The sequence below is a fragment of the Billgrantia zhangzhouensis genome (assembly GCF_021404465.1).
Lineage (GTDB): Bacteria > Pseudomonadota > Gammaproteobacteria > Pseudomonadales > Halomonadaceae > Halomonas > Halomonas zhangzhouensis.
Genome location: NZ_JABFTT010000002.1, coordinates 338,308 through 363,508 on the forward strand (window position 1 = coordinate 338,308; position 25,201 = coordinate 363,508).

General features: G+C 64.1%; 23 protein-coding genes and 4 tRNA genes. 14 read left to right on the top strand and 13 right to left on the bottom strand.

Annotated features, from left to right (window positions below; genetic code table 11):
- Positions 1 to 86: 86 nt before the first annotated feature.
- From tig to HOP51_RS03485, 5 genes are all read right to left on the bottom strand, one after another.
- Positions 87 to 1,436, bottom strand: a complete 1,350-nt coding sequence (gene tig, locus HOP51_RS03465; RefSeq protein ID WP_234272549.1) for a trigger factor — start codon at positions 1,434 to 1,436, stop codon at positions 87 to 89.
- Positions 1,437 to 1,694: 258 nt separating this feature from the next.
- A tRNA-His gene (locus tag HOP51_RS03470) sits at positions 1,695 to 1,769 on the bottom strand.
- Positions 1,770 to 1,812: 43 nt separating this feature from the next.
- Positions 1,813 to 1,887, bottom strand: a tRNA-His gene (locus HOP51_RS03475).
- Positions 1,888 to 2,014: 127 nt separating this feature from the next.
- Positions 2,015 to 2,091 (bottom strand) — tRNA-Arg (locus tag HOP51_RS03480).
- Between the two features lie 67 nt (positions 2,092 to 2,158).
- Positions 2,159 to 2,235: transfer RNA gene (locus HOP51_RS03485), tRNA-Pro, on the bottom strand.
- Between the two features lie 206 nt (positions 2,236 to 2,441).
- On the opposite strand from HOP51_RS03485, the gene folD reads away from it, so the two are divergent.
- The gene (gene folD / locus HOP51_RS03490) at positions 2,442 to 3,320 is read left to right on the top strand and encodes a bifunctional methylenetetrahydrofolate dehydrogenase/methenyltetrahydrofolate cyclohydrolase FolD (protein ID WP_234272550.1); all 879 of its coding nucleotides are present in this window, start codon (positions 2,442 to 2,444) and stop codon (positions 3,318 to 3,320) included.
- Positions 3,321 to 3,390: 70 nt separating this feature from the next.
- Positions 3,391 to 4,122: a 5'-methylthioadenosine/S-adenosylhomocysteine nucleosidase gene (gene mtnN / locus HOP51_RS03495; RefSeq protein ID WP_234272551.1), complete on the top strand. Its 732-nt coding sequence runs from the start codon at positions 3,391 to 3,393 to the stop codon at positions 4,120 to 4,122.
- Positions 4,123 to 4,252: 130 nt separating this feature from the next.
- On the opposite strand, the gene pyrC is transcribed toward mtnN, so the two are convergent.
- On the bottom strand, positions 4,253 to 5,290 hold the full coding sequence (gene pyrC / locus HOP51_RS03500; protein WP_234272552.1) for a dihydroorotase: 1,038 nt from the start codon (positions 5,288 to 5,290) through the stop codon (positions 4,253 to 4,255).
- 166 nt (positions 5,291 to 5,456) lie between these two features.
- Here pyrC and HOP51_RS03505 point away from each other — a divergent pair, with 166 nt between their 5' ends.
- Positions 5,457 to 5,882 (top strand): hypothetical protein, encoded by a 426-nt coding sequence (locus HOP51_RS03505; protein WP_159551950.1) that lies wholly within the window; start codon positions 5,457 to 5,459, stop codon positions 5,880 to 5,882.
- 15 nt (positions 5,883 to 5,897) lie between these two features.
- Here the strand turns inward: HOP51_RS03505 and HOP51_RS03510 are convergent, their stop codons facing one another.
- The 5 genes from HOP51_RS03510 to HOP51_RS03530 form a co-directional block, all read right to left on the bottom strand.
- Positions 5,898 to 7,142 carry an NAD(P)/FAD-dependent oxidoreductase gene (locus HOP51_RS03510; RefSeq protein ID WP_234272553.1) on the bottom strand — a complete coding sequence of 415 codons (1,245 nt, stop codon included), beginning with the start codon at positions 7,140 to 7,142 and terminating at the stop codon, positions 5,898 to 5,900.
- Between the two features lie 115 nt (positions 7,143 to 7,257).
- Positions 7,258 to 7,713, bottom strand: a complete 456-nt coding sequence (locus HOP51_RS03515) for a tellurite resistance TerB family protein (RefSeq protein WP_234272554.1) — start codon at positions 7,711 to 7,713, stop codon at positions 7,258 to 7,260.
- Between the two features lie 78 nt (positions 7,714 to 7,791).
- Entirely contained in the window at positions 7,792 to 9,087 is a 1,296-nt protein-coding gene (locus HOP51_RS03520; protein WP_234272555.1) for a TRAP transporter large permease, read from the bottom strand.
- Entirely contained in the window at positions 9,087 to 9,629 is a 543-nt protein-coding gene (locus tag HOP51_RS03525; protein ID WP_234272556.1) for a TRAP transporter small permease, read from the bottom strand. The genes HOP51_RS03520 and HOP51_RS03525 overlap by 1 nt, the downstream gene beginning before the upstream one ends.
- 78 nt (positions 9,630 to 9,707) lie before the next feature.
- Positions 9,708 to 10,688, bottom strand: coding sequence for a TRAP transporter substrate-binding protein (locus tag HOP51_RS03530; protein WP_234272557.1), 981 nt, complete (start codon positions 10,686 to 10,688; stop codon positions 9,708 to 9,710).
- Between the two features lie 255 nt (positions 10,689 to 10,943).
- On the opposite strand from HOP51_RS03530, the gene HOP51_RS03535 reads away from it, so the two are divergent.
- Entirely contained in the window at positions 10,944 to 11,714 is a 771-nt protein-coding gene (locus HOP51_RS03535) for an SDR family NAD(P)-dependent oxidoreductase (protein ID WP_234272558.1), read from the top strand.
- Here HOP51_RS03535 and HOP51_RS03540 read toward each other — a convergent pair.
- Positions 11,685 to 12,605 (bottom strand): LysR family transcriptional regulator, encoded by a 921-nt coding sequence (locus tag HOP51_RS03540; RefSeq protein WP_234272559.1) that lies wholly within the window; start codon positions 12,603 to 12,605, stop codon positions 11,685 to 11,687. The genes HOP51_RS03535 and HOP51_RS03540 overlap by 30 nt on opposite strands.
- 141 nt (positions 12,606 to 12,746) lie before the next feature.
- On the opposite strand from HOP51_RS03540, the gene HOP51_RS03545 reads away from it, so the two are divergent.
- Both HOP51_RS03545 and HOP51_RS03550 read left to right on the top strand, forming a co-directional pair.
- Entirely contained in the window at positions 12,747 to 13,952 is a 1,206-nt protein-coding gene (locus HOP51_RS03545; protein ID WP_234272560.1) for a CaiB/BaiF CoA transferase family protein, read from the top strand.
- Positions 13,953 to 13,982: 30 nt separating this feature from the next.
- The gene (locus HOP51_RS03550) at positions 13,983 to 14,897 is read left to right on the top strand and encodes a hydroxymethylglutaryl-CoA lyase (RefSeq protein WP_234272561.1); all 915 of its coding nucleotides are present in this window, start codon (positions 13,983 to 13,985) and stop codon (positions 14,895 to 14,897) included.
- 13 nt (positions 14,898 to 14,910) lie between these two features.
- Here HOP51_RS03550 and HOP51_RS03555 read toward each other — a convergent pair whose 3' ends face one another.
- Entirely contained in the window at positions 14,911 to 15,594 is a 684-nt protein-coding gene (locus HOP51_RS03555; RefSeq protein ID WP_234272562.1) for a GntR family transcriptional regulator, read from the bottom strand.
- Positions 15,595 to 15,768: 174 nt separating this feature from the next.
- Between HOP51_RS03555 and HOP51_RS03560 the strand changes: the two genes are divergently transcribed.
- From HOP51_RS03560 to HOP51_RS03595, 8 genes are all read left to right on the top strand, one after another.
- A complete protein-coding gene (locus tag HOP51_RS03560) occupies positions 15,769 to 17,325 on the top strand; it encodes an ABC transporter substrate-binding protein (protein WP_234272563.1) in 1,557 nt (518 codons plus the stop codon).
- 140 nt (positions 17,326 to 17,465) lie between these two features.
- On the top strand, positions 17,466 to 18,443 hold the full coding sequence (locus HOP51_RS03565; RefSeq protein WP_234272564.1) for an ABC transporter permease: 978 nt from the start codon (positions 17,466 to 17,468) through the stop codon (positions 18,441 to 18,443).
- Complete coding sequence (locus tag HOP51_RS03570; protein WP_234272565.1) at positions 18,440 to 19,276, top strand: ABC transporter permease; 837 nt, start codon at positions 18,440 to 18,442, stop codon at positions 19,274 to 19,276. The genes HOP51_RS03565 and HOP51_RS03570 overlap by 4 nt, the downstream gene beginning before the upstream one ends.
- Positions 19,277 to 19,286: 10 nt before the next feature.
- Positions 19,287 to 20,909, top strand: a complete 1,623-nt coding sequence (locus HOP51_RS03575) for an ABC transporter ATP-binding protein (protein ID WP_234272566.1) — start codon at positions 19,287 to 19,289, stop codon at positions 20,907 to 20,909.
- 41 nt (positions 20,910 to 20,950) lie between these two features.
- Positions 20,951 to 22,342, top strand: coding sequence for an FAD-binding oxidoreductase (locus tag HOP51_RS03580; protein ID WP_234272567.1), 1,392 nt, complete (start codon positions 20,951 to 20,953; stop codon positions 22,340 to 22,342).
- A gap of 7 nt (positions 22,343 to 22,349) precedes the next feature.
- Entirely contained in the window at positions 22,350 to 23,276 is a 927-nt protein-coding gene (locus HOP51_RS03585; RefSeq protein ID WP_234272568.1) for a DMT family transporter, read from the top strand.
- A gap of 93 nt (positions 23,277 to 23,369) precedes the next feature.
- Positions 23,370 to 24,485 carry a pyridoxal phosphate-dependent aminotransferase gene (locus tag HOP51_RS03590; RefSeq protein WP_234272569.1) on the top strand — a complete coding sequence of 372 codons (1,116 nt, stop codon included), beginning with the start codon at positions 23,370 to 23,372 and terminating at the stop codon, positions 24,483 to 24,485.
- Positions 24,486 to 24,584: 99 nt separating this feature from the next.
- Positions 24,585 to 25,073, top strand: a complete 489-nt coding sequence (locus tag HOP51_RS03595) for a GNAT family N-acetyltransferase (RefSeq protein WP_234272570.1) — start codon at positions 24,585 to 24,587, stop codon at positions 25,071 to 25,073.
- The last annotated feature ends 128 nt before the right edge of the window (positions 25,074 to 25,201 follow it).

Below are 25,201 nucleotides of genomic sequence, written 5' to 3' on the forward strand. Positions count from 1 at the left end.
GTGTGATGTCCTTGCATCCGATGAATGAAAGCGGCATCTCCGCCGGCCACCAGCGAGGTGACCGGCGAAAACCCTCAGGTCGCCAATCAGCCCTTGGCTTCCTCGCCTTCGCCTTCCTCGCTCTCCTGGTCACCCTGCTGGGCGGCGGCCAGGGCCTGCTGATAGCTCATTTCGACATCCTTGACCGAGGCCTGCTCCAGCAGCTTGTCGACGGCCTTTTCTTCGAGGATAGCCGACTTGACCTGAGTCTTGAGCTGGTCGTTGCCCATATAGTAGTCAACGACCTGCTGCGGCTCCTGGTACTGTTCGGCCAGTTCCCCGACCTTGGCGCGGATCTCGTCGTCGCTGGCATCGAGCTCGTTCGACTTGATCACCTCGGCCAGCAGCAGGCCGACCTGAACGCGGCTCTTGGCCTGCTCGGAGAACAGTTCGTTGGGCAACTGGGAAACGTCGAAATCCTCGCCCAGCCCGAATTGCTGCGCCGCCTGACGCTTGAGCGCATCGGTTTCCTGCTGGACCAGTGCCTGGGGCACCGGAATGTCGTTGGCCTTCTTCAGGGCCTCGAGAACCTGCTGCTTGACCCGATTGTCGACGGCCTGCTTGGCCTCGCGGGACATGTTCTTCTTGACTTCGGCGCGGAATTTCTCGGCGTCGCCGTCTTCAACGCCGAAGCGCTTGATGAACGCCTCGTCGACCTCAGGCAGAGCCTGCCCCTGGACCGCATGCACCTTGACCTTGAAGGTGGCGTCCTGGCCAGCCAGGTGTTCAGCCTGGTAATCCTCGGGGAAGGTGACCTTGATCTCCTTCTCCTCGCCAGCCTTGGCGCCAATGAGCTGATCCTCGAACCCCGGGATGAAGTTGCCGGAACCAAGCACCAGATCGTGCCCTTCGGCACTACCACCCTCGAAGGGCTCGTCGCCAAGGAAGCCCTGGAAATCGATCTTGACCTGGTCGCCCTCTTCGGCAGCCCGCTCGACCTCTTCCCACGTGGCGTTCTGCTTACGCAGGGTCTCGACCATCTCCTCGAGATCGGCATCGCTCACTTCCACCACCGGGCGCTCGACCTCGGTACCTTCGATCGAGGCCAGCTCGACCTCGGGGTAAACCTCGAGGGAGGCCACGAACTCAAGATCCTTGCCCGCCTCGTCGACCTTGGGCTCGATGCTCGGGAAGCCGGCCGGATTGAGGTTCTGCTCAGTGATGGCACGCACATAACGCTCACGCATCAGTTCGCCCACGACCTCGTCGCGCACGCCGCGGCCGTAACGCTGGCGCACCACGGACATGGGTACCCGGCCCTTGCGGAAACCGTTGAGGCGAATGTTCTTCGCCGTGTCCTTGAGGCGGGCTTCGACGGCCTCGTCGACCTCGGCGGCCGGCACCTGGAACGTGACACGGCGCTCGATCTGGGAGGTCGTTTCGACGGAAACTTGCATGAATGGTCCTCTACCGACTGGGGCGTTCTAGGAAAGCGTGGAATGTAAAAGAGAGATTCTAAGAATCCCGCCCTACGCTGGCAAGCGTTACGCCATACAGAGTGGGGGCGATCGCGGGTTTTACAAGGGGTCGGCAGTCTGCCGGACAAGCTCACCGCCAGGCGAGCACACACGACCATCAACGACCGACACCCGGGCAAGACAACTCGACCGGGCAGGCAGAAAACACGAAAGGAAACCAGGCAAAGACTGGTGCAATGGGGTGGATGATGGGGATCGAACCCACGACCACCGGAGCCACAATCCGGGGCTCTACCACTGAGCTACATCCACCATTGCAGAATCAAGCGTATCGCTCAACGAAATACCGGCCGATTGGGGTGGATGATGGGGATCGAACCCACGACCACCGGAGCCACAATCCGGGGCTCTACCACTGAGCTACATCCACCGTATCGACGCTGCGTCACTACAAATGACGCCCACAAGTAACGCCATTTCAAGATCAAGAACAGCACTTCGAGCAAACAACACCCGAGACACCATCCTCGAACCGGAGGCCGCCCTGCCTGGAAGCGTGGCACGCCCAGCAGGACTCGAACCTGCAACCTACGGCTTAGAAGGCCGTTGCTCTATCCGGTTGAGCTATGGGCGCATTCTACGTTCCATGCCAACTGACCGCAACCCCGTTTCGCTTTTTTCCCAGCATAAACAAAAGGTTGTGGTCGGGGTGGAGGGATTCGAACCCCCGACATCCTGCTCCCAAAGCAGGCGCGCTACCAGACTGCGCTACACCCCGCCGGCCTTCGCTCGACCTCGACACCGCAGAGCGGGCCTCACCGAGCGCTGCGTATTCTACGCGAGAATCGCCTGCGGTCAATAGCTTCCTGACACAACGGGGCTTTTGCGCTTTGCCTGGGAGGCGCGTCATGCGAAAATCGGCCCCTTCGAATTCACCGCCGGCCTCGCCAGCGCCGCACACACCACTCGTCAGGGGGAGACACGATGACTGCCCAACTCATCGATGGCAAGGCCATAGCCGCTCAGGTCCGTGAACAGGTTGCGCGCCAGGTGGAAACGCGCCGCAGCGAGGGCAAGCGCGTCCCCGGTCTCGCCGTCGTCCTGGTGGGCGACGACCCGGCTTCCCACGTCTACGTGAGTAACAAGCATCGCGCCTGCGAGCAGGCCGGCATTCTCTCCTTTCGTCATGCGCTGCCCGGCGACACTTCGCAGCAGGCGCTCGAGCAACTCATCGACGAGCTCAATGCCGACAAGCGCATCGATGGAATTCTGCTGCAGCTACCGTTGCCCGCCCACCTGGATGCCCGCCCGATCCTCGAGCGCATCCTGCCGCACAAGGACGTCGACGGATTCCACCCCTACAACCTCGGCCGCCTGGCCCAGCGTCTACCGGTCCTTCGCCCCTGTACGCCCAAGGGCATCATGACGCTGCTACAGGCCAGTGGCCTGAAGGTACGAGGAATGGACGCCACCGTAGTTGGCGCATCCAACATCGTCGGACGCCCCATGGCGCTCGAACTGATGCTGGCGGGCTGCACCACCACCGTTTGCCACCGCTTCACGCGAGAACTGGAATCGCACGTACGCCGGGCCGAACTGCTGGTCGTCGCGGTCGGCACCCCCGGCCTGGTAAAGGGCGAGTGGGTCCGCGACGGGGCGATCGTCATCGATGTGGGGATCAACCGGGAGGAAGACGGACGGCTGGTCGGAGACGTGGAGTTCGGCCCAGCCGCCGAGCGCGCCGCCTGGATCACTCCGGTGCCGGGAGGCGTAGGGCCGATGACGGTCGCTTCGCTGCTGGAGAATACCCTGTTCGCAGCCGAACGCCATGACGCCATGGAGCTGGAAACCGCCTCCTCCTGAACCAGGCCTGACATTGGCGTGCGGCTCGGATAGAATGCGCGCTCCGTCAATATCGGAGAATCGGGAGCAAATGAAACGCATCGGCATCATTGGCGCCATGGCCCAGGAGGTAGACCGCCTCGCTGCACGGCTGGAGGGACGCAGCACTCGTACCCACGTGGGCTGCACCTTTCACCAAGGCAAGCTGCACGGCGCCGATGTCGTGGTGCTCCAGTCGGGCATCGGCAAGGTCAACGCCGCCATCGGCACTACCCTGCTGCTCGACATGTACCAGCCTGAGGCCATCATCAATACCGGCTCGGCTGGCGGTTTCGGTGAGGGGCTAGAGATCGGCGACGTGGTGGTATCGAGCGAGGTGCGCCACCACGACGTGGATGCCGTGGCATTTGGCTACGAACACGGCCAGGTACCACAGATGCCGGCCGCCTATCTCCCTGACGAACGCCTAGTCGCCCTTGCCAGGGAGTGCGTCGAGGAACTGGGCGAGGTCAAGGTGACCGAGGGCCTGATCGCCACCGGCGATGTCTTCATGGCCTGCCCCGAGCTGGTGGCCAAGACCCGCTCGCGCTTCCCCACCATGCTGGCAGCCGAGATGGAGGCCGCTGCCATCGCCCAGACTTGCCACCTGTACGGCTGCCCGTTCGTGGTCATTCGTGCCCTTTCCGACATCCCCGGCAGCGGCGACAACCACATATCCTTCGAGCAATTCCTCGACAAGGCTGCCGCGCACTCGGCGCGCATGGTCGAAGCCATGGTCGCACGGCTTGCTCCTCAGGCGGAACCTGAACTCACCCCCCGATGAGCCCATCGCTGAACCGCACCCAGCGATTGCCTGGGTCGGCTGGCAATGCAGATTATCAACCGTCATTGGGCCAACGACGCAGCGGCCGCCTCAAGGGTGGCCGTTGCGTCAAGAAAGAGAAGGAGAACAGTTACGCCTGGAGCTTCCAGGCGAGCATCTCCCCCGCCTTGAGCGGTACGATGCGCTGGCCGCCGGCATAGGGTAACGAGTCGGGCAGCCTCCACTCCTCACGCACCAGCGTGATCGTGTCGCCATTGCGCGGAAGGCCGTAGAAATCGGGCCCGAAATGACTGGCGAACCCTTCCAGTCGATCCAGCGCCCCGGCCTGCTCGAAGGCCGTGGCGTACAGCTCGATCGCCGCCGGCGCGGTGTAGGCGCCGGCACAGCCGCAGGCCGACTCCTTGTCGCCCTGGGCATGAGGGGCGCTATCGGTACCAAGGAAGAACTTGCCGCTGCCCGAGGTGGCAGCAGCCAGCAGTGCCTCGCGGTGACGCTCGCGCTTTAGGATCGGCAGGCAGTAGTAGTGGGGGCGAATGCCGCCGGTCAGCATATGGTTACGGTTGAACAATAAATGGTGAGCCGTGATAGTCGCTGCCACATTGGCCGGTGCCTGGGCAACGAATGCGGCAGCATCCGCCGTGGTGATGTGCTCGAATACCACCTTCAGAGTGGGGTGGCGCTCGAGCAGCGGCTTCATCACTCGCTCGATGAAAACCGCCTCGCGATCGAAGATATCGATCTCGGCATCGGTAACCTCGCCGTGTACCAGCAGCGGCAGCCCCAGGCGCGCCATGGTGGCGATCGTTGCGTCACAGTGCGCGACGTCGGTCACACCCGAATCCGAGTTGGTCGTGGCACCCGCGGGGTAGAGCTTCACTGCATGCACCCTGCCGCTCGCCACGGCACGCTCGATCTCCTCGGCCGGCGTGTTATCGGTGAGATACAGCGTCATCAACGGCTCGAAGGCTAAACCTTGCGGGCGCGCGGCCAGGATCCGCTCACGATAGCTCAAGGCCTGCTCGGTCGTCGTGACTGGCGGCTTGAGGTTGGGCATGATGATCGCACGTCCCATCTGACGGGCAGTGGCAGGCACCACGGCCTCGAGCGCCTCACCATCGCGCAGGTGCAGGTGCCAATCATCGGGGCGGGTCAGGGTGATTGCGTTCACGGCGTATCCTGTGGTTCAACTGGAATGTCGAAGCCAGAGTATACCGGAAGGTCGCGTCCGGTTGCCCGGGTGGCGGGAACTGAGCCGACAATTTCGGCGCGACGGCAGCATGTCGAGTCGATTTGCCGTATCATCGACGCCGTTTTTATCGCATGAGACCTTGCCAATGCCCCGGGTTCGCCACTACGCCGATATCGTCGCCATCCTGGCCGGGCTGATGTGGGTCGTGTTCTTCTGGTCGATCAGCGTCTCGGCCAGGATGGACAGCGTCGAGCCCACCCTGGCCGCCATCCTCGCCCTCGGCGCCATGATCCTGGTCAGCTTCATGCATCGCCCGTTTCGCGTTCATCTCAGCCGCTACCACGTACGCAAGCGGCGCACCGAAATGTGGATGCATATTCTCGCCCTGCCGATGGCGCTTGCCCTGCTCCTCGGCATGCTCATCGAGACCCTGTTCGCCCCCATGAGCGGCCAGCAGAAGATGCTGCTGTTCAACGTGCTGGCCACCGCCGGCTGGGTGGTCTATGTAATGACCCTGTTGATCAAGTCAATCCACCACCAGTGGCGCCGGCGGCGCAATCGCGCCGGGTGAAACAGGGGCTAGGGGCTAGAAGCGGTCCGCACGGAACGGTGCCATATCGACCGCTGTCGGCTCCCCCTCCATCATCTCCGCCATCAGGCGCCCGGTCGCCGGCCCCATGGTAAAGCCTTGGTGGCCGTGCCCAAAGGCGAGCCATAGCCCCTTGTGGCGCGGCGCAGGGCCGATGATCGGCTTCATGTCCGGCAGACAAGGGCGTGCGCCCTTCCACGGAGCCTCCTCCAGCCGCCCGCCAAGCGCGGGATAGAGTTCTCGAGCCCGGCGTTCGGCGGCATCCAACTGCGCTTGCGAAGGTGGCGCGTCGAGACGGGCCAGCTCGGCTCCTGTGGTCAGCCGGATGCCGGCACGCATCGGCGCGAGGATATAGCCAATGTCGGCATCGGCGACCCAGTGCCGCAACCGCCTCTCCCGTTCAGCGCCGTAGTGCATGTGATAGCCCCGCTTGACGAACGTGGGCAGGTGATAGCCCAGCCCCCTGAGCCAACCTCCCGCCCACGGGCCCAGCGCCACCACCACCTCGTCGGCCTCGTAGCTGCCGCTATCGGTCTCGACATGCCAGCCCTGCCCCGCCTGGCTCACCCACTCGATGTTCGCCTGCAGGAACTCCCCACCCTGGCGCTTGTAGCTTTCGGCATAGGCTGCCACCAGCCCGCCCGGATCAGCCACGCTCCAGGAGTTGGTCCAGTGAACGGCTCCGGCCAAGCCGGGCTTGAGATCCGGCTCGAGCCTGGCCAGCGCGACGGCGTCGAGTGCCTCGTGAGCGACACCGAAGCGCATTGCAGCATCCTCGGCCTCCCGCTGGCGACGCTCGAGTTCGGCTCGACTACGGTGCACTTCCAACCAGCCCTCCTTGCCGATCAGCCCCGCGGCACCGGCCGCCTCGATCATCGGTGCGTGCTCCTGGGTAGAAAGCATGATCAATGAGGCGTACTCGGCAACGATACGCTCGTAGTGGCGCGGCGCCGAGTAGCGCCAGTAGCCGTACAGCGGTCCGGCAAACTGCAGCATGCCACTCAGCCGATAGCGAATGTCGACCCGCCGGTTGGGTAGTGCGCTGAGCAATTTGCCGAACTCGCGGGGAAAGGTATAGGGTCGCACCGCCTCGCGCTGGATCAGCCCACCGTTGCCATAGGAGGTCTCCTGCCCGGGCGGGCGGCGATCGACCAGCAGCACTGAGCGGCCGCGACGAGCCAGGTGCCAGGCGATGGAGACGCCAATCATGCCGGCTCCCAGTACGACGGTTTGACGCGACATGCCACTCCTCCCTTTGCGACCGGCCCTCTGCCGGAAAAAGAGCGCATAGTCTAGCAGTGCAACCAGGGCGGACACCGCCTGAAATCCACTTCTTCATGCCTTGGATCAAGGCAACCTACTCGACTTGGCCCTGGACCTGCAGCTTGGTGCGGATGAAATCGGAATGGCTGACGTGCAGCAGCTCGGCCAGACGGCGGATACGATGCTCCTCGAGCGCGTTGTGGTTGGCATCGGCATTGGCCAGCGTCCACATCATGCGCACCAGCTCACAGCGCTGGGCATAGTCGTAATGCTGCTTGATCAGGCTGACGAACTGATAGTGATCGACCGAGAGCTCCACCTCCTCGCGCGCCATCTCCATCAACTCCTCCACGGCTGCGGCGGGAAGCTGGAAACGACGCATGAGCAATTGGCGCAATGCATCGAGTTGCACCTGATCGGTATGGTAGTCGGCACGCATCACCTCGCACAGCAGCGCGGCGGTGGCAAGCTCCAGGGTCGGGGCCGGATCGTCCGAGCGCTCGGGCTCGGCCAGGGCCTGTTGGAAGAAACGCTGAATGGTGTCGAGCATGACGGATCCCCTGCGACGTTAACGCTTCAGACCCACGGCGGCGTCGGGCGTTCACTCCCGGGCGCCGGTTCGTTCCTCTCAATATCCCGTCAGGCGGGGCAGCCAGGTCGCCAGAGCAGGCGTGGCAATGAGGATCAGGATGGTCAGCAGTATCGGAATCAGAAACGGGAGAATGGCGATGACGATCTGCGAGTAGCGCAGTCGCGTGATCCCGACCATCAGGAACAGCACCGTACCGAACGGCGGTGTGATGACCCCCACCGACAAGGTGATCACCATGACGATACCGAAGTGAATCGGATCGAGGCCGGCGGCCAGGGCGGCAGGCACGACGATGGGCGTGAAGATCAGGATGCTCTCGATCACCGACATGAAACAGCCGATCAGCAGGAAGAACAGCGCGAAGGCCAGCAGCAGCATGAACGTTGGCATGTCGATGCCGGCAACCTGAGCCGCCAGGGCCTGGGGAATGCCGATGCGCACCAGGATCCAGCCATAGAAGCTCGATACGGCGATGATCAGCAGGATCGCGGCACTGAACATGAGCGTGCGCCGGAAGGCATGGAACAGGTCGCGCCACGACAGATCGCGATAGACCAGCCCACCCAGCACCACGGCGTAGAGCGAGGCGATGGCACCGGCCTCGGTAGGCGTGAAGAGTCCGGTCCAGATGCCGCCAACGATGATCGCCGGCATCATCAGCGGCAGGAGCGCACGCCTACCGGTACGCAGTACCTCTCGGCCATCGAACGGCACGGGCGGCGGCATGGCCACGCGCTTTCCGGCACCGAGCGCCACCGTCATCCCCATGAACAGCAGCGCCATCAGGATACCCGGCACCAACCCCGCCATGAACAGGGCGCCGATGCTTACGTTAGCCAACCAACCATACACCACCAGCGCAATGCTCGGCGGCAGAATCGGTCCGATCACACTCGAGGCCGCGGTGATGCCGGCCGAGTAGCCCAGGTCGTAGCCACGCTCCTTCATGGCCTTGATCTCGATGCTGCCAAGCCCGGCGGCATCGGCCACCGCGGTGCCCGACATGGTGGCGAAGATCGAGCTGGCGACCACGTTGGCATGGCCCAGACCACCCTTGGTAAAGCCTACCAGCGCCGTGGCGAAATCGAAGATCCGCGTGGTCGTCGAGCCGGTATTCATGATGTTGGCGGCAAGGATGAACAGCGGTATCGCCAGCAAGGTGAAATTGTTCAGCGTCTGCACCATGCGCAGCGACATCAACTCCACCGGCAGGCCGCCGGTGCCGGTAACCGCCAGCGCAATGAAGGAGGTGATACCGATCGCCACGACGACGGGCAGGCCGATGGCCATGAGCAGCAGCAGCCCGCCGACGAACACCATGAGCTCCTGCATCAGTTGGCCTCCTGCTCGGCCTGAAGGGAAGCCTGCCACGACACCGGTCCGCGCAGTGCCTGCCATAACGCCAACACGGCCATGCCGGCGAAAGCAATGAAGATGCCGTAATAGAGGTAGCTGAAGCTGATGCCCAACGACACCGTGCGGTTGTTGGCGCTGACCATGGACATCGTGAGAGAGCCATAGGCCGCCAGCACGAAGAAGCCGCACGAGAGCAGCGCTACCAGGCGGTACTGCAAGTGACGCGCCAACGGGCTGAGCTTATGGCTGAAGAGATCGACGACAAGATGCTCGAAGCGCACCCAAGCCGACAGCGAGCCGAAGGCGACGGCATAGATCGCCAGCATGGAGGCGACCTCCTCCGTCCATGGCATGCCCAAGCCAATCACGTCACGCGCCAGCACGGCGGCCACGATCAAAAGCAGCACGCCGGCCAGCAGCAATACGCCCACGATATCGCAGACCAAGGTAATCCCCCGCAGCAGATGACACGCAACCCGGTCCAGCCCACTCTCGGGCGGCGTTGAAGAAGACGTCAAGATGGTTCCCTCCAGGCAGGAAACGCCAGCGGCGTCCCGGATGGGGCGCCGCTGGCCGTTCGATTCGACACGCGGATGTCAGTCGGCCGCGCCATTGCCCATGGCATCATCCATCACGCCATCAGCCATATCGGCCATGACGCGCTCGATGGCCGGCATGGCCGCCTCGCGGAAAAGCGACACATCGGGCTCGATAATGGTCATGCCCGCTTTCTCCAGCTCTTCGAGGTAGTACTCGTCGAACTCACGCTCCACCTCGGAACCGTGCTGGCGAGCCACATGGATGGCCTCGGTGATCAGTTCCTGGTCTTCGGCATCGAGTCCGCTCCACCAGCGCGAGCTTGCCACCCAGTTCCACGGGAACATGACGTGGCTGGTCAGGATAATGTGATCCTGCACTTCCCACAGACGCCGGGTATAGGGTGATGACAAGGAGTTCTCATGGCCATCGACCTGACGGGTCTGCATGGCCAGGTAGATTTCCGGTGCCGGCACGTTGACCACCTGAGCACCGATCTCCTCCCACACCTCGAGCCATACCGGCAGCGACGGCAGGCGCAGGCGGAACCCTTGCAGATCGTCGGGGGTGTGAATCGCCTTGTTGGCGGTCATGTGGCGCGGGCCGCGATGCTGGGTACCGAAATACTTGAGCCCGCCCTTATCTTCGGCCAGCTCGATCAGGCGCTGGCCCGACGGGCTCTCCATGTAGGCGTCCACTTCTTCCCAGGTAGAGAAGACGAAGGGCACGGTGATGGCGTCATACTCGGGAGCATACTGCTGGCGCCAGTTGCCGCCGGTAATGGAGATCTGGGTCTGCCCCAGGTTGAGCAGTTCCAGTACCGCGTCCTCACCGCCCAGAGAGCCGGCCAGGAAGGGGCGTACGTTGAAGCGTCCCGGCGCCTGCTCCTCCAGATACTCGGCGAAGCGCTCGACGGCAGCACTCTCGGAGCCGCCTTCGCTCATGGTGTTGTTGACCTGGATCTCGATGGTATTGGCGAGCGCGAACGGGGCGCTCAACATGCCAAGCGTGGCCAACGAGGCAAGGAGGGACTTGCGCATGGGTGCTCTCCTGATCGTTATCGTTATGTTGATTGTCGTGATGGTTATCGTGATGGCGTGCTGTGATCTTGAAACATGCACTCGCTGCGCTCAAATCGATTTTGATGAAGGCTGCCTTCGCCATTGACGATGGCTCTGAAGCCCATCAGGAAAGGCATTCCTCAGCCGTATGGACACAAGACACTGCGACCAATGGCTAATATCTTGAGAAAGACGAGCATCCGTCAATGAAGCTTCACTTCATGAGGGTTCATCATGCACGAAACCGCACCCATCGCTTTCATCACCGGTGCCACCTCGGGCATTGGCCAGGCCTGTGCCGAGACTTTCGCCGCGGCCGGCTGGGGGCTGGTGCTCACCGGCCGCCGCCGGGACCGCCTGGAGGCGCTGCGCCAGCGTCTCGGCGATGCGGTCCCGATCCATGTCGCCGCACTTGACGTCACCGACCGCCAGGCCATCGAGCGCGTCGTCGACTCGCTGTCCGCCCCCTTCGACGACGTCAGACTGCTGCTCAACAACGCCGGCCTGGCGCTCGGCAAGGGTCCTTCCCAGGATGCCGATCTCGACGACTGGCACGCCATGATCGACACCAACATCAAGGGCCTGGTCACGGTCACGAGACTGCTGTTGCCAAGGCTGATCGCCCATGGCGAGGGCGCCACCATCATCAATATCGGCTCCATCGCCGGCCACACGCCCTACCCTGGCGGCCATGTCTACGGCGCCTCGAAGGCCTTCGTCGAACAGTTCAGCTACAACCTGCGCTGCGATGTGAGCGGCTCAGGCGTACGAGTCACCGATCTGGCTCCGGGCATGACCGTGAGCGAATTCACCGAGGTCCGCATGAAGGGCGACCGGGACTTCGCCGAGCGCTACTACGCCGGCACCCGAGCGCTGCAGCCCGTCGACGTGGCCGTACAGGCGTTGCATGTCGCCGAACTGCCATCCCACGTCAACATCACCCGGCTCGAAGTCACCCCTCTGTGCCAGCAGTGGTCACCGTTCACCATCCTGCGCGATGGGTGACGCCTCGCGGCCGACCAGATGATCGACCAGGTGCCGGGCGATCACCGGCAACCCTTCGTACTGGCGTATGCCGATCACCAGCTCGCGCCGGGCCCAGGGATCGCTCAGCGGAATGCTGCGCAGCTTGAGGTCGCGCAGATCGCGATAGATGGTCTTCTCAGGCAGTACGCCGACGCCCATGCCGTGATGGATCATGCGGCAGATGGCATCGAAACTGCGTACCTGGATACGCATGCGCAGGGTCTTGCCCGCCTGACTGGCCTGCTCGTGCAGCAGCGTCTGCAACGAGGCGTCCTGCTGCAGGCCGACGAAATCGTATTGGGTCGCTTCAAGCAATTGCAGCGACTCGCGCCCGGCCAGGGGATGGTCATGTGGCGTCATCAGCACCAGCCGGTCGCTGCGATAAGGCAGGATCTGCAGACAATCGCACGGCACGTGCCCGGCAAAGATTCCTATATCGGTCAGGCCGTCGCGCACCGCGGCGATCACTTCGGAACTGACCCGTTCCTGGAGATCGATCTTGATCTGGGGGAACTGGCGGGAAAAGGCGCTCAGGTCCTGCGGCAGAAAGGCGATGATCGCCGAGGTATTGGAGTGGATGCGCACATGGCCGCGGACGCCCTCGCCATACTCGCTGAGTTCGGCGGAGAGCCGTTCGATGTTCTCGAGGATGCGTCGCGCATGATGCAGGAAGGCATGCCCGGCAGGCGTCAGCTCGACGCCGCGGGGACGTCGATACAGCAGCGCCGTTCCCACCAGCGACTCGAGATCGCTGATGCGCTTGCTGACGGCCGCCAGCGCCATGTGCTCGCGTTCGGCGGCAGCGGTCAAACGCCCCTCGTCGGCGATCGAGACGAACAGCTTGAGGGTGACGAAGTCGAATCGACGCACGGCAGCATCCCCGCGAGTGGTGAAAGCGCCCATGTTACGCCAAGGCTTCGCCAGAAACGAATCCAGACTTCCCCTTTCCTGAATTGTTGTGCCCGGTGTTCTCACGCATCCTGACCCAATTCCGCACAAGGAGTCGCTGCCATGGCATTATCGGAAGACCGGCGCCTACCGCTGGATGGCTTGAAAGTACTCGAGCTGGGCCAGCTGATCGCCGGCCCCTTCGCCACCAAGCTACTCGGCGAATTCGGCGCCGACGTGATCAAGGTCGAACCTCCCGGCACCGGCGACCCTCTTCGTCGTTGGCGAATGATAGAAGACGACACCTCGCTGTGGTGGCACGTCCAGACTCGCAACAAGCGCTCGGTGTCTCTCGACCTGCGCAGCCAGGAGGGGCAGGATCTGGTGCGTCGTCTGGTTGCCGAAGCGGACGTACTGGTCGAGAACTTCCGCCCCGGCACCCTGGAGGGCTGGGGGCTCGGCTGGGACGCGCTCAGCACCCTCAACCCGGGGCTGATCATGGTGCGCGTCTCGGGCTACGGCCAGACCGGCCCCTACCGCGACAAGCCGGGTTTCGGCGTGATCGGCGAGGCCATGGGCGGCCTGCGCTTCCTGACCGGTCACCCGGGTCAACCCTCGGTGCGGGTCGGTGTCAGCATCGGCGACTCGCTGTCGGCTCTCTACGCCGTCATCGGTACCCTGCTGGCCCTGCAGGAGCGCGTCCGCAGCGGCCAGGGCCAGGTGGTCGATATCGCGCTCTACGAGTCGGTCTTCGCCATGATGGAGAGCCTGCTGCCGGAGTACGACGCCAGCGGCGAGATTCGCCAGCCAAGCGGCAGCGCACTGCCCGGCATCACGCCTTCGAACGCCTACCGCACGCGTAGCGGCGACTACGTGCTGATCGCCGGCAACGGCGACAGCATCTTCAAGCGCTTGATGCAGGTGATCGGGCGCCCGGACCTTGGCGACGATCCTGAGTTGGCCCACAACGACGGCCGCGCCCGGCAGGCAGAGCGCATCGATACCGCCATCGAAGCCTGGACCCTCGAGCGCGAACGCGACGACATCCTCGCCCAGCTCGATGCCGCCCGGGTACCGGCCGGCTACCCCTATACCGCCGCCGACATCGCCCACGACCCTCACTATCTCGCACGCGAGATGATCCAGAGCATTACCCGCCCCAACGGCAAGCTTCTCAAGGTGCCGGGCGTGCTGCCCAAGCTGAGCGCCACTCCCGGAAGGCTCGGCGAGGGTGGCCCGGGACTGGGCCAGCACACCGACGAGGTGCTCGACGAACTGGGCATCGACGCCGACACACGGGCGAAACTGCGTCAGGCCGGCATCATCTGATCGAGACCGGACAGCCGCCAGGAGAGCTGCATGACAACGCTGCAAATCAATGAAGTGGCGCCCCGAGATGGCCTGCAGATCGAGGCCGAATTCGTGCCAACCGAAGCGAAGATTCGCCTGATCGACGCCCTCTCGGCCACCGGGCTGGCACGCATCGAGGCGACCTCCTTCACCTCGCCCAAGGCGATTCCCAACCTGCGCGACGCCGAAGAGGTGGTGCATGGCATAAAGCGTCGGCCGAGCGTGGGCATCACCGTGCTGGTGCCCAACCTGCGCGGCTGCGAACGAGCGCTGGCCTGCGGCGTCGACGAGATCAACCTGGTGATGTCAGCCAGTGACTCCCACGGCCTGGCCAACCTGCGCATGACGCCCGAGCAGTCGCTCGAGCGCTTCGTCGAGATCCTCGCCGCCACCCGGGGCAGCGGCGTCTTCGTCAACGCCTCGCTGTCGACCAGCTTCGGCTGTCCATTCGAAGGCGAAGTCCCGGAAACACGAGTGCTGGGCCTGGTGGAGCGCCTGCTCGAACTGGGTGTGGAAGGGATCACCCTGTGCGACACCACCGGCATGGCCAATCCCGCACAGGTCGGCAGGCTGTGCGAAGCGGTGCTGGAACGCTGGCCGGAAGCGCCCTTCACCCTGCACTTTCACAATACGCGCGGCATGGGACTGGCCAATACGCTGGCCGCCTGGCAGGCCGGCATCGTGCGTTTCGATGCCTCGCTGGGCGGCCTGGGCGGCTGCCCCTATGCACCCGGCGCCACCGGCAACGTCTGTACCGAGGATCTGGTGCACATGTTCGAGCAGATGGGGGTAGCAACCGGCGTGGATCTGGATGCCCTGCTCGCAGTATCGGCAGGCCTGCCCGAGCTGGTGGGGCATGCCACGCCAGGCCAGGTGGTCAAGGCCGGCAAGGCGGATCGCCGCTATCCCATGCCCGTACGGTAGGTTTGGGCGGGCGTCATGACGCCTCGCCGATGCCCTGCACCACGTAGTCCCGTGCCACACCGATGTGGTAGTCGACGGCCTCGCGACACTGCTCTCGATCGCCGCTGGCCAGCGCATCGAGCAGCGCCCAGTGGCACGTGGCAATACTGTCGGGATCGGCATGAGTCTTGCCGATCAGTGCCATGCATAGCCGCAGTTCGTGGGTGATGTCGTCGAACGTCCTGAGCAGGCGCCGGTTACCAGCGAAGGCAATCAGCATGCGATGGAAAACGAGATCCTCCTCGATCTTGCGGCTGTCGCTATCGTTAAGCGCCACTTCGCACATCAACTCGACCTGTCGGCGCAGAGCCTGCTCCTTCTCGGCGTCGTAGTTCTCGACCAGTCGTGCCAACGCATGGCGCTCCAGGCACAGGCGCAGATCGAACACGTCATTGAGTTCCGCGGCATCCAGGGCGCGCACGAAGAAGCCCCGTCGCGGTTGCGACACCAGCAGACCGCGACTCTCGAGCAGCCGGGCCGCCTCCCGGACCGGCGCACGGCTGACGCCCAGGTCACGAGCCAACTGCACTTCCGACAGTCGCTCACCGGGCGCGTAGTGCTGGCTGATGATGGCCTGGGTAAGGAAGTCGGCGACCTGCTCCACCAGATTGCGCTGCTGGATGACCATGCCGCTACCGAAAGCATTGGAAGCTGTCATTCTTCGGGGCTCTTGCGGGTTGACACCGCTAGAGTATGACTCAATACCAGCCATGTCGACCGTCGATTGACGACTGTCGACAGCTTGGTATCGCACTGCTAAGGTCATATTGCTGATAGACGGCAACTATCCATTCAAGAACAAATCGCCGAGACAACAAGAAGGAATCCGATAATGAGAAAGACGCCCTTAGCCTTGGCCGTCGCGACTCTGGCCTTCACTTCCGCTTTTGCCACCGCCGACGAGCCCAAACGCGGCGGTGTCATCGACACCATCATCCAGCCCGAGCCACCCGGCCTGGTATTGGGCATGGTACAGAACGACCCAACTCGCAAGGTCGCCGGCAACATCTATGAGGGCCTGCTGCGCTACTCCACCGATCTGGAGCCGATTCCACAGCTGGCCGAGTCGTGGGAAGTCAGCGAGGACGGCCTGACCTGGACCTTCCACCTGCGCGAAGGAGTACTGTGGCACGACGGTGAGCCCTTCACCGCCGAAGACGTGGTGTTCTCGGCCGACGTCTTCCACCGCGAACTCAACCCCAGTGCCCGTGCCGTGCTGCAGCACGTCGAAAGCATCGAGGCCACCGACTCTCATACCGTGGTCTTCACCCTGGCCGAGCCGTTCGGGCCGTTCCTGATCTCGTTCGAGGCCGGCACCTTCACCATGGTGCCCAAGCACATCTACGAAGGCACCGACTTCCGCGACAACGAGGCCAACAATCACCCCATCGGTACCGGCCCGTTCAAGTTCGACAACTGGGATCGCGGCACCGTGATCCAACTGGTACGCAACGACGACTACTACGAGGAAGGCTTGCCCTATCTCGACGGTGTGAATTGGCACGTCATTCCCGACGGCGCTTCCCGGGCAGTGGCCTTCGAGAATGGCACCGTCGACGTATTACCCAACGGCACCGTGGAAAACTTTGACATTCCGCGCCTTTCCGCCATGGAGAATACCTGTATCACCGACGAGGGCAACGAGTACTTCAGTCCCTTCGCCATGCTGTGGATGAACAACCGCGAAGGCCCCACCGCCGACAAGCGCTTCCGTCAGGCGGTGATGTACGCCATGGATCGTGAGTTCGCCCGTGACGTGCTGTGGAACGGGCTCGGCCAAGCTCCGCTCTCCGCCTTCGGCTCCAACGCCAAGTTCCGCCATGACGGCCTCGACCCCTACGATCACGACCCGGACCGCGCCCGCGAGCTGCTCGAAGAAATGGGCTATGACGGCGAGGAAGTTCGCCTATTGCCGCTGCCCTACGGCGAGACCTGGAATCGCTGGGCCGAGGCCGTACAACAAAACCTGCGCGAGGTGGGTGTCAACGTGCGTACCGTGGCCACCGACGTGGGCGGCTGGAACCAGCGCCTGGGCGACTGGGACTTCGACTTGGCCTTCACCTACCTCTACCAGTATGGCGACCCGGCGCTGGGTATCACCCGCTCCTACCGCTCGGACAACATCGAGAAGGGCTCGCCGTGGAACAACGTCGAGGGCTACGAGAACGAGCGCATCGACGAGCTGTTCGACCAGGCGGCAACCGCCTACCCGGAGGAGGAGCGCGAGGCGCTCTACCACGAAGCCCAGGAGATCCTGCACGAGGACGTGCCGGTGGGCTGGCTGATGGAACTCGGTTTCCCGACCATCTATCGCTGCGACGTGCAGAACCTGATCACCTCCGGTGTCGGGATCAACGACGCGTTCAGGGATGCCTGGCTCGACCGCTGATCGCTCTAGCATAACGGGGCGGCCTGCCGCCGCCCCGCTTTGCACGACAACAAACCGCCGAGCGAGATCGAGCCTCGCGTAACGCAGCGATTCGCTCGCCCAGGCATTTGCGTACCCTCAAGTACCCAGAGGCTTGCTGCATGCTCTATGCCCGCTTGATCGTGATGCGGCTGCTCAAGGCCGTCGTCGTACTGTTTCTGATCATCATCTTCAATTTCGTCCTGATCCAGTTGGCACCAGGCGACCCCGCCGCCATCCTGGCCGGTGAAGCCGGTGCTACCGATCAGGAATTCCTGCGCCAGCTGCGCGAGCGCTTCGGTCTCGACCAGCCGCTTTACGTCCAGCTGTGGCGCTACGTCTCGGGCATCGCCACGCTCGACTTCGGCTGGTCCTATCGCCAGGGTATGCCAGTCCTCGACCTGATCCTGGCACGACTCCCGGCCACCTTGCTGTTGACCGGCACCGCCTTCGTCCTGTCACTGGCGCTGGGGATCGTGCTTGGCTCCATGGCCGCGGCCCGGGTCAAGAAACCCTCGGGTTCACTGATCATGGCGTTGGCGCTGATCTTCTACGCCACCCCGCTGTTCTGGGTCGCACTGATGGCCGTGGTGTTGTTCTCGGTCTATCTCGGCTGGCTGCCGGCCTATGGCATGGTCACGGTGGGTGCCGGCCATACCGGCTTCGCCCTGGTACTCGACGTGGCCAAGCACCTGGTCCTGCCGGCCACCACGCTGGCGCTGTTCTTCATGGCCATCTATACCCGCATGACCCGCGCCTCGATGCTCGAGGCGAGCCAGCAGGACTACGTCAAGACCGCTCGCGCCAAGGGGCTCAGCCCCCGCGTGATTCAGCGCCGGCACATCCTCAGAAACGCCCTGTTGCCGATCATTACCCTGGCCGGCCTGCAGGCGGGCCAGATGGTCGGCGGCGCCATCCTCACCGAGACGGTCTTCGCCTGGCCCGGCATCGGCCGGCTGATGTTCGAGGCGCTGCAGCAACGCGACTACAACCTGCTGCTGGGGATCTTCTTCTTCTCCGCCGCCCTGGTGATCGTGTTCAACATCATTACCGATCTGGTCTATCGCCTGGCGGACCCGCGCATCAAGGAGGCCTCATGAGCTTCTTCGCCCGCTTTGCCCAGAACCGCGGCGCCTTGGTCGGCCTCGCCATTCTGCTCGCCATCGTGCTGATGGCGATTCTCGCGCCGCTGCTCTATCCCGAGTCCCCCTGGCGCATGGTACAGCGCCCCTTTCTCGCCCCGATGGAGGTCGAGGGCTTCTGGCTGGGCACCGATACCATGGGTCGCGACGTCGCCGCCGGGTTGATGCACGGCGCCTGGGTCTCACTATTGATCGGCCTCATCTCGACCACGGTGGCACTGCTGATCGGCGTGCCGCTGGGCGCCGTGGCCGGCTACTACGGCGGGTTGATCGACGACGCCCTGATGCGCTTCACCGAATTCTTCCAGACCATCCCCAACTTCGCCCTGGCCATCGTGCTGGTGGCGATCATGCAGCCGAGCGTGGTTTCCATCGTGTTGGCGATTGCCATCGTCAGTTGGCCACCGGTTGCGCGCCTGGTACGCGCCGAATTCATGTCGCTGCGACATCGGGAGTACGTGGAGGCCGCACGCCTCGTCGGCCAGACCAACCGCACCATCATCCTCAAGCAAATCCTGCCCAACACGCTGTCGCCGATCATCGTGCTCGCCTCGTTGATGGTAGCCACGGCGATCCTGCTGGAATCGGCCCTCTCCTTCCTGGGCCTGGGCGACCCCAACGTAATGTCGTGGGGCTACATGATTGGTGCCGCACGCACGGTGATCCGCCAGGCCTGGTGGCTGAGCTTCTTCCCCGGTGTGGCGATCCTGCTCACGGTGCTGGCGCTCAATCTGGTCGGCGAAGGGCTCGACGACGCTCTCAATCCCAAGCTCGCCCGCGAACGCTCATAGGAGAGGGACCATGAACGACAACACCCCGGTACTGAGCATTCGTGGCTTGACCCTGGCATTGCCCCAGGGCGCGGATCGCGATTACGCGGTGGAGGACGTCAGCTACGACGTGGCTCGCGGCGAGATCATGTGCGTAGTGGGCGAATCCGGCTCCGGCAAGTCGATGGCGGCCAATGCCGTGATGGGCCTGCTGCCCAAGGGAGTCCGCCCCACCGCCGGCGAAGTGCTGTTCGACGGCCAGGACCTGCTCGCCCTCAGCGAGAAGCAGCACCGCAAGCTACGCGGGCTGCGCATCGGCATGATCTTTCAGGAGCCGATGACCGCGCTCAATCCATTGATGCGGGTTGGCGCCCAGATCGCCGAGGTCTTCGAGGCCCACGGCAAGTACACGAGCCGCGAGCGCCAGGCCAGGGCACTGGCACTGCTCGAGGAGGTCGGCATCCCCCAGCCCGACCGGGCCATTCGCGCCTACCCCTTCCAGCTCTCCGGCGGCCAGCGCCAACGGGTAATGATCGCCATGGCACTGGCGCTGGAACCGGAGTTGCTGATCGCCGACGAGCCCACCACGGCACTCGACGTCACCACCCAGGCGCAGATCCTGGAGCTGATCCGCGACCTGCAACAGCAGCGCGGCATGGCGGTGATGTTCATCACCCACGACTTCGGCGTGGTGGCGGAGGTCGCCACCCGTGTGTGCGTGATGCGCTACGGCCGGATCGTCGAACTCGGCACCGCCGACGAAGTGCTCGACAACCCGCGCCACGAATATACCCGGGCCCTGCTCGAGGCAATCCCCAGCAATGTGATACCCGAAGCGAGAGGCGGCGAACGCCCCACCCCGCTGCTGGAAGTGCGCAACCTGAACAAGATCTTCCGCTCACGTAGCGGCCTGTTCAAGCCGGCGCGCGAGGTACGCGCACTGGACGACGTCTCCTTCACTTTGGCCCCCGGCGAGACAGTTGGCATCGTCGGTGAGTCCGGCTCGGGCAAGTCGACTCTCGGGCGCTGCGTGGTGCGTCTCGAGCGACCCGACAGCGGTACACTCGCGCTGGCGGGTACCGACTTCTCCTCACTTCGCGGAGATGCACTGCGCCGCGAACGGCATCGCGTGCAGATGATCTTCCAGGATCCCTACGCCTCGCTCAACCCGCGCCACCGGGTCGGCTATGCCATCGCCCAGGGCCCCATGGCCAACGGCGTGCCGCGCGCCAAGGCCATGCGCCAGGCGGAGGAACTGTTGGAGCTGGTGGGGCTCGGCGCCGTGGCCGTGGATCGCTTTCCGCACGAATTCTCCGGCGGCCAGCGTCAGCGCATCGGCATCGCCCGCGCCCTGGCGCTGAACCCGGAACTGATCGTGGCCGACGAGGCGGTGTCCGCACTCGACGTATCGATCCAGGCCCAGGTGCTCGCACTGCTCGAGGAGCTCAAGCAGAAACTGTCGCTCTCGCTGCTGTTCATTACCCACGACCTACGCGTCGCGGCCCAGATCTGCGATACCATCATCGTCATGCAGCAAGGCCGCATCGTCGAGCAGGGCACGGCCCAGGAAGTCTTCCTCAGCCCGAAAGAGGCCTATACGAAGCAGCTTCTCGAAGCCATTCCCGGCCGTGCGCACGAAGCGGCCATGGCCTGAAAAGCAAGAGGCTGAAGAACCAGGAAAGCAAAGGATACCGAATGCAAGCACTGCTAAAGGATATCGCCGCCATCGTCGGCCCAGGCAACGTACTCACGGATAACGACGTGGCCCAGCGCCAGGTCGACTGGATGAGCGGCGCGAGCTGTTGCGCCGGGGCCATCATACGCCCCGGCACCACTGCCGAGCTGGCCGCGGTGATGCGCCTGTGCCATGCCGCCCGTCAACCCGTAGTGACCCACGGCGGGCTCACCGGCCTCGTCCATGGTGGCGAGGCAGCATCCGACGAGCTGGTGATTTCGCTCGAGCGGATGAACGCCATCGAATCGATCGACCCGGTCAGCGGTACCATGACCGTGCTGGCCGGCACGCCCCTGCAACGGGTACAGGAAGCCGCCGCCGAGCATGGCCTGCAGTTCGCGCTCGATCTCGGCGCACGGGGCTCCTGTACCATCGGCGGCAACATCGCCACCAACGCCGGCGGCGTGAGGGTGATTCGCTACGGCATGATGCGCCAGCAGGTACTCGGCCTCGAAGCAGTACTCGCCGATGGCACCGTGGTCAGTTCGATGAACCGCATGCTCAAGAACAACGCCGGCTACGATCTCAAGCAATTGTTCATCGGCAGCGAAGGCACACTGGGTATCGTCACTCGTGCCGTGCTCCGCCTGCATCCCAGGATGACCAGCGAGCGTACCGCCCTGGTGGCCTGCCCCAACTTCGACGGAGTAGCCGGGCTGCTGGCCCATCTGGGGCGCGAACTCGGCGGCAGCCTCGGCACCTTCGAGGTGATGTGGCATAACCACTATGCACTGCTCACCGAGGAGAGCGGTCGCAATACACCTCCCTTGCCGCCCCACTGGCCCTATTACGCCATCGTGGAGTCGCTGGGCAACGACGACGCGGTCAACACGGCGCAGCTCAACGCCGCTCTGGAGTCGGCTCTCGAGGCCGGCCTGATCGAGGATGCGGTGCTGGCTCAGTCCGATGCCCAGCGCCAGGGCATCTGGAACATTCGCGAGGACATTGAGGGTCTGATCCAGCATCTTGCTCCTCTCTTCACCTTCGACGTCAGCCTGCCCATTCCCGACATGCCCGGCTATGCCATGGAACTCGAGCAGGCGGTGCAGCAGCGCTGGCCGCAAGGACGCATCGTGGTCTTCGGCCACCTGGGCGATGGCAACCTACATGTTTCGGTCAGCGTCGGCGATGGCGAGCCGGTAACCCGCCGTGCCGTGGAGCACATCGTCTATGGCCCCCTGGCCGAACTGGGCGGTTCGGTTTCCGCCGAGCATGGCATCGGCCTGGAGAAGCGTGACTACCTGGCGCTGTCACGCACGCCAGAGGAGATCGCCTTGATGCGCACCCTCAAGCGTGCGCTGGATCCACTGAACCTGCTCAACCGCGACAAGGTCCTGGCCCAGGAGGACTGAACCACGCATGCGGCCCCAGGCTCCCTCCTCCACCTCGACACTGCCACGTCGCGATCTCACCACGCTGCTGCTGATCGCGGCGATCGGACTGTTCTGGGGCGGCAACTGGCCGGCGGTGCGCTTCAGCCTGATGGACATCCCGCCCTTCAGCCTGCGCGCGATCGGCTTCAGCGCCGGAGCGCTGATGCTGCTGGGGTGGGCGTGGCTGAAGCGCTGGCCGCTCGCCATCATACCGGGGGAACACCTATGGCTGGCCGTGACCGCTCTGTTTACCATCCTCGGTTTCAACCTGGGCACGGCTTTCGGTCAGTTGCACATGCCGACTTCCCAGGCCGCCATCGTCGCCTTCACCATGCCCTGCTGGGCGCTGCTGCTGGCCATCGGGCTGCTCGGCGAACGGGTGACGACACGCCAGTGGCTCGGCCTTGGTCTGGGCCAGGCGGGCCTGCTGGTACTGCTCGGCCCGGCCGCCTGGCAGGCCGGCTTCGAAGGTCTCGCCGGCCCTGCGTACGTGCTCGGTGCCGCGCTCTCCTGGGCGTTGGGTACCGTGCTGACCAAGCGCCGCGGTAGCTGGCAGGGCCATCCTGTGGTGATCACGGGCTGGCAGTTCGCGCTCTGTGCCCTGCCGATGATCGTGCTGGCCGCCCTGCTCGAATCGCCGGGTACCCCCGCCAACTGGCAGGATTCGACCTGGATCGGTCTGGGTTATCATCTGGCCTTTGCCATCTGCCTGGCGCAGATGCTGTGGTTTCGCAACGTCAACTGCCTCACCGTCGGCCAGTCCACCATCAGCACGTTGATCATTCCAGTGGTTGGCGTTTCCAGTGCCGTAGTGTTGCTGGACGAGCCGCTCACGTTCAGGTTGCTGCTGGCTCTCGCACTGATCCTTTCGGCCGTGGCCATCGTCATGACCCAGCGCAAGCCACCGCCTTGAGCCCGCGACAGCCTTGAGCCAACAACTGCCTTGAGCCAATAACAGTCTGCTGCGACGATCCCTCACATTGCTTCTCGAGTACTGGAGTCTTCCATGCCCCGTTTCCCCGACCACTTGACCGGCCCCGGTCCCAGCAACCCTTTTCCCGGCATCAAGGTGCTGGAGCGGCGTATCGGCCGGGAGATCCCCCATCGCCTGGGCTCCAATGAGGGGCTCGACATGCCCCACCGGGCACTGCGGGAACGCTTCGGCGACGCCATGGTGGAGCACGTCTACTGCTATGGCGATTCGGAAGCGCTCGGGGTACGCCAGCGGCTTGCCTCCCTTTATGGCCTGCCGCTGGAAGCCACCCTGGTGGACGCTGGCGCCGACAGCCTGATCGCCCTGGCGCTACGCACCGTGGCCACGCCCGGTTGTACGGTGGTGAGCGCCAGCGGCACCTATCCCACCTTCGGCTACTTCGCCCGTGGCCAGGGCTGTCACCTCGTCGAACGGCCCTATCGGGAGGCGCCGGGCCTGCTCTCGCCCGACCTCGAGGCGCTGCTGGCCAGCGCCCACGAGCACCGGGCCCGGCTGGTCTACGTCGCCAACCCCGACAACCCCAGCGGACATCTCCACAGCGACGAGGAGATCCGCCGGCTGCGTGCCGAACTTCCCGATGATTGCTGGCTGCTGCTCGACGAGGCCTACCACGACTTTCGCGACGACGCCGACTCACCGTTCAGTCGCGAGGTGCTTCCCGGGGTGATCCGGCTGCGCACGCTGTCCAAGGCCCATGGGCTGGCCGGGATGCGCATCGGCTACGCCATTGCCGAGCCGGAAACCCTGGCCATGATGATGAAGGTACGCATTCATTACGCCGTATCCGCCCTGACACTGGCCGTCGCCGAGACCGTGCTCGATCACCACAGCGAGGTGGAAGCACACATTCGTGACGTCAAGCAGCGCCGCGAACGCCTTGCCCGGCATTTTCGCGACCTGGGTGCCGACGTGCTGCCCAGTGCGACCAACTTCATCGCCATCCGCCTGCCCAGCGCAGCGCTGGCAGGACGACTCAATCAGGAGCTGCTCGAAGCCGGCCGTCTCATCGCCCGCCCCGCGCATCAGGATCTCGGCCACGTGCTGCGTATCACCGCCGTGGAGGATGCCCTGGTGCCCGGTCGTTTCGAGATCCTCGAGCGTGCCATCACCGAAGGTCGGGAAGACTAGCACGAGGAGATCTTCGGCCCGGCCTGACATGGGAGGACACCCTTTCCACGCTGATATGCCGTAGAATCGGGGCAATGCCAGGTATCAAGGAGGACGCCGATGATCCGCATCCGCCCCTACCAGTCGGGCGACTGGCCCGTCATGTGGGATTTCATTGCCCCGGTGCTGCACGCCGGCGACAGCTACGCCGTACCGCGCGATATCGGTGAATCCGACGCCTATCGCATGTGGGTCGAGCTGCCGCGTGCCGTGCGCGTGGCCGAGGATGCCCGCGGGCGCGTCCTCGGCACCTATTTCCTCAAGCCCAACCAGCCGGGCCCCGGCGATCACGTGTGCAACTGTGGCTACCTGGTGGCCGAACATGCCCGCGGACAAGGCATCGCCAACAAGCTATGCGAGGATTCGCTACGCGTCGCGCGTGAGCTGGGTTTCACCGCCATGCAGTTCAACATGGTGGTCTCGACCAACGAGGTGGCGATCCGTCAGTGGCAGAAGCATGGCTTCAAGATCGTCGGCACCCTGCCCGGCGCCTTCCGCCACCCCCAGTTGGGGTTGGTCGACGCCCATGTGATGTACCGCCTGCTGTGAATAGTGTGTGCGAGCGAGCCACCATGGTATGACCGGCGATGCGGTGGTTAGCCTGTTACTTAATGTCAGCGTAGCGATTGACCCTGCTGGGCTGCCTGGGGCATCCTCCATAACGGTTTGACCCGTCA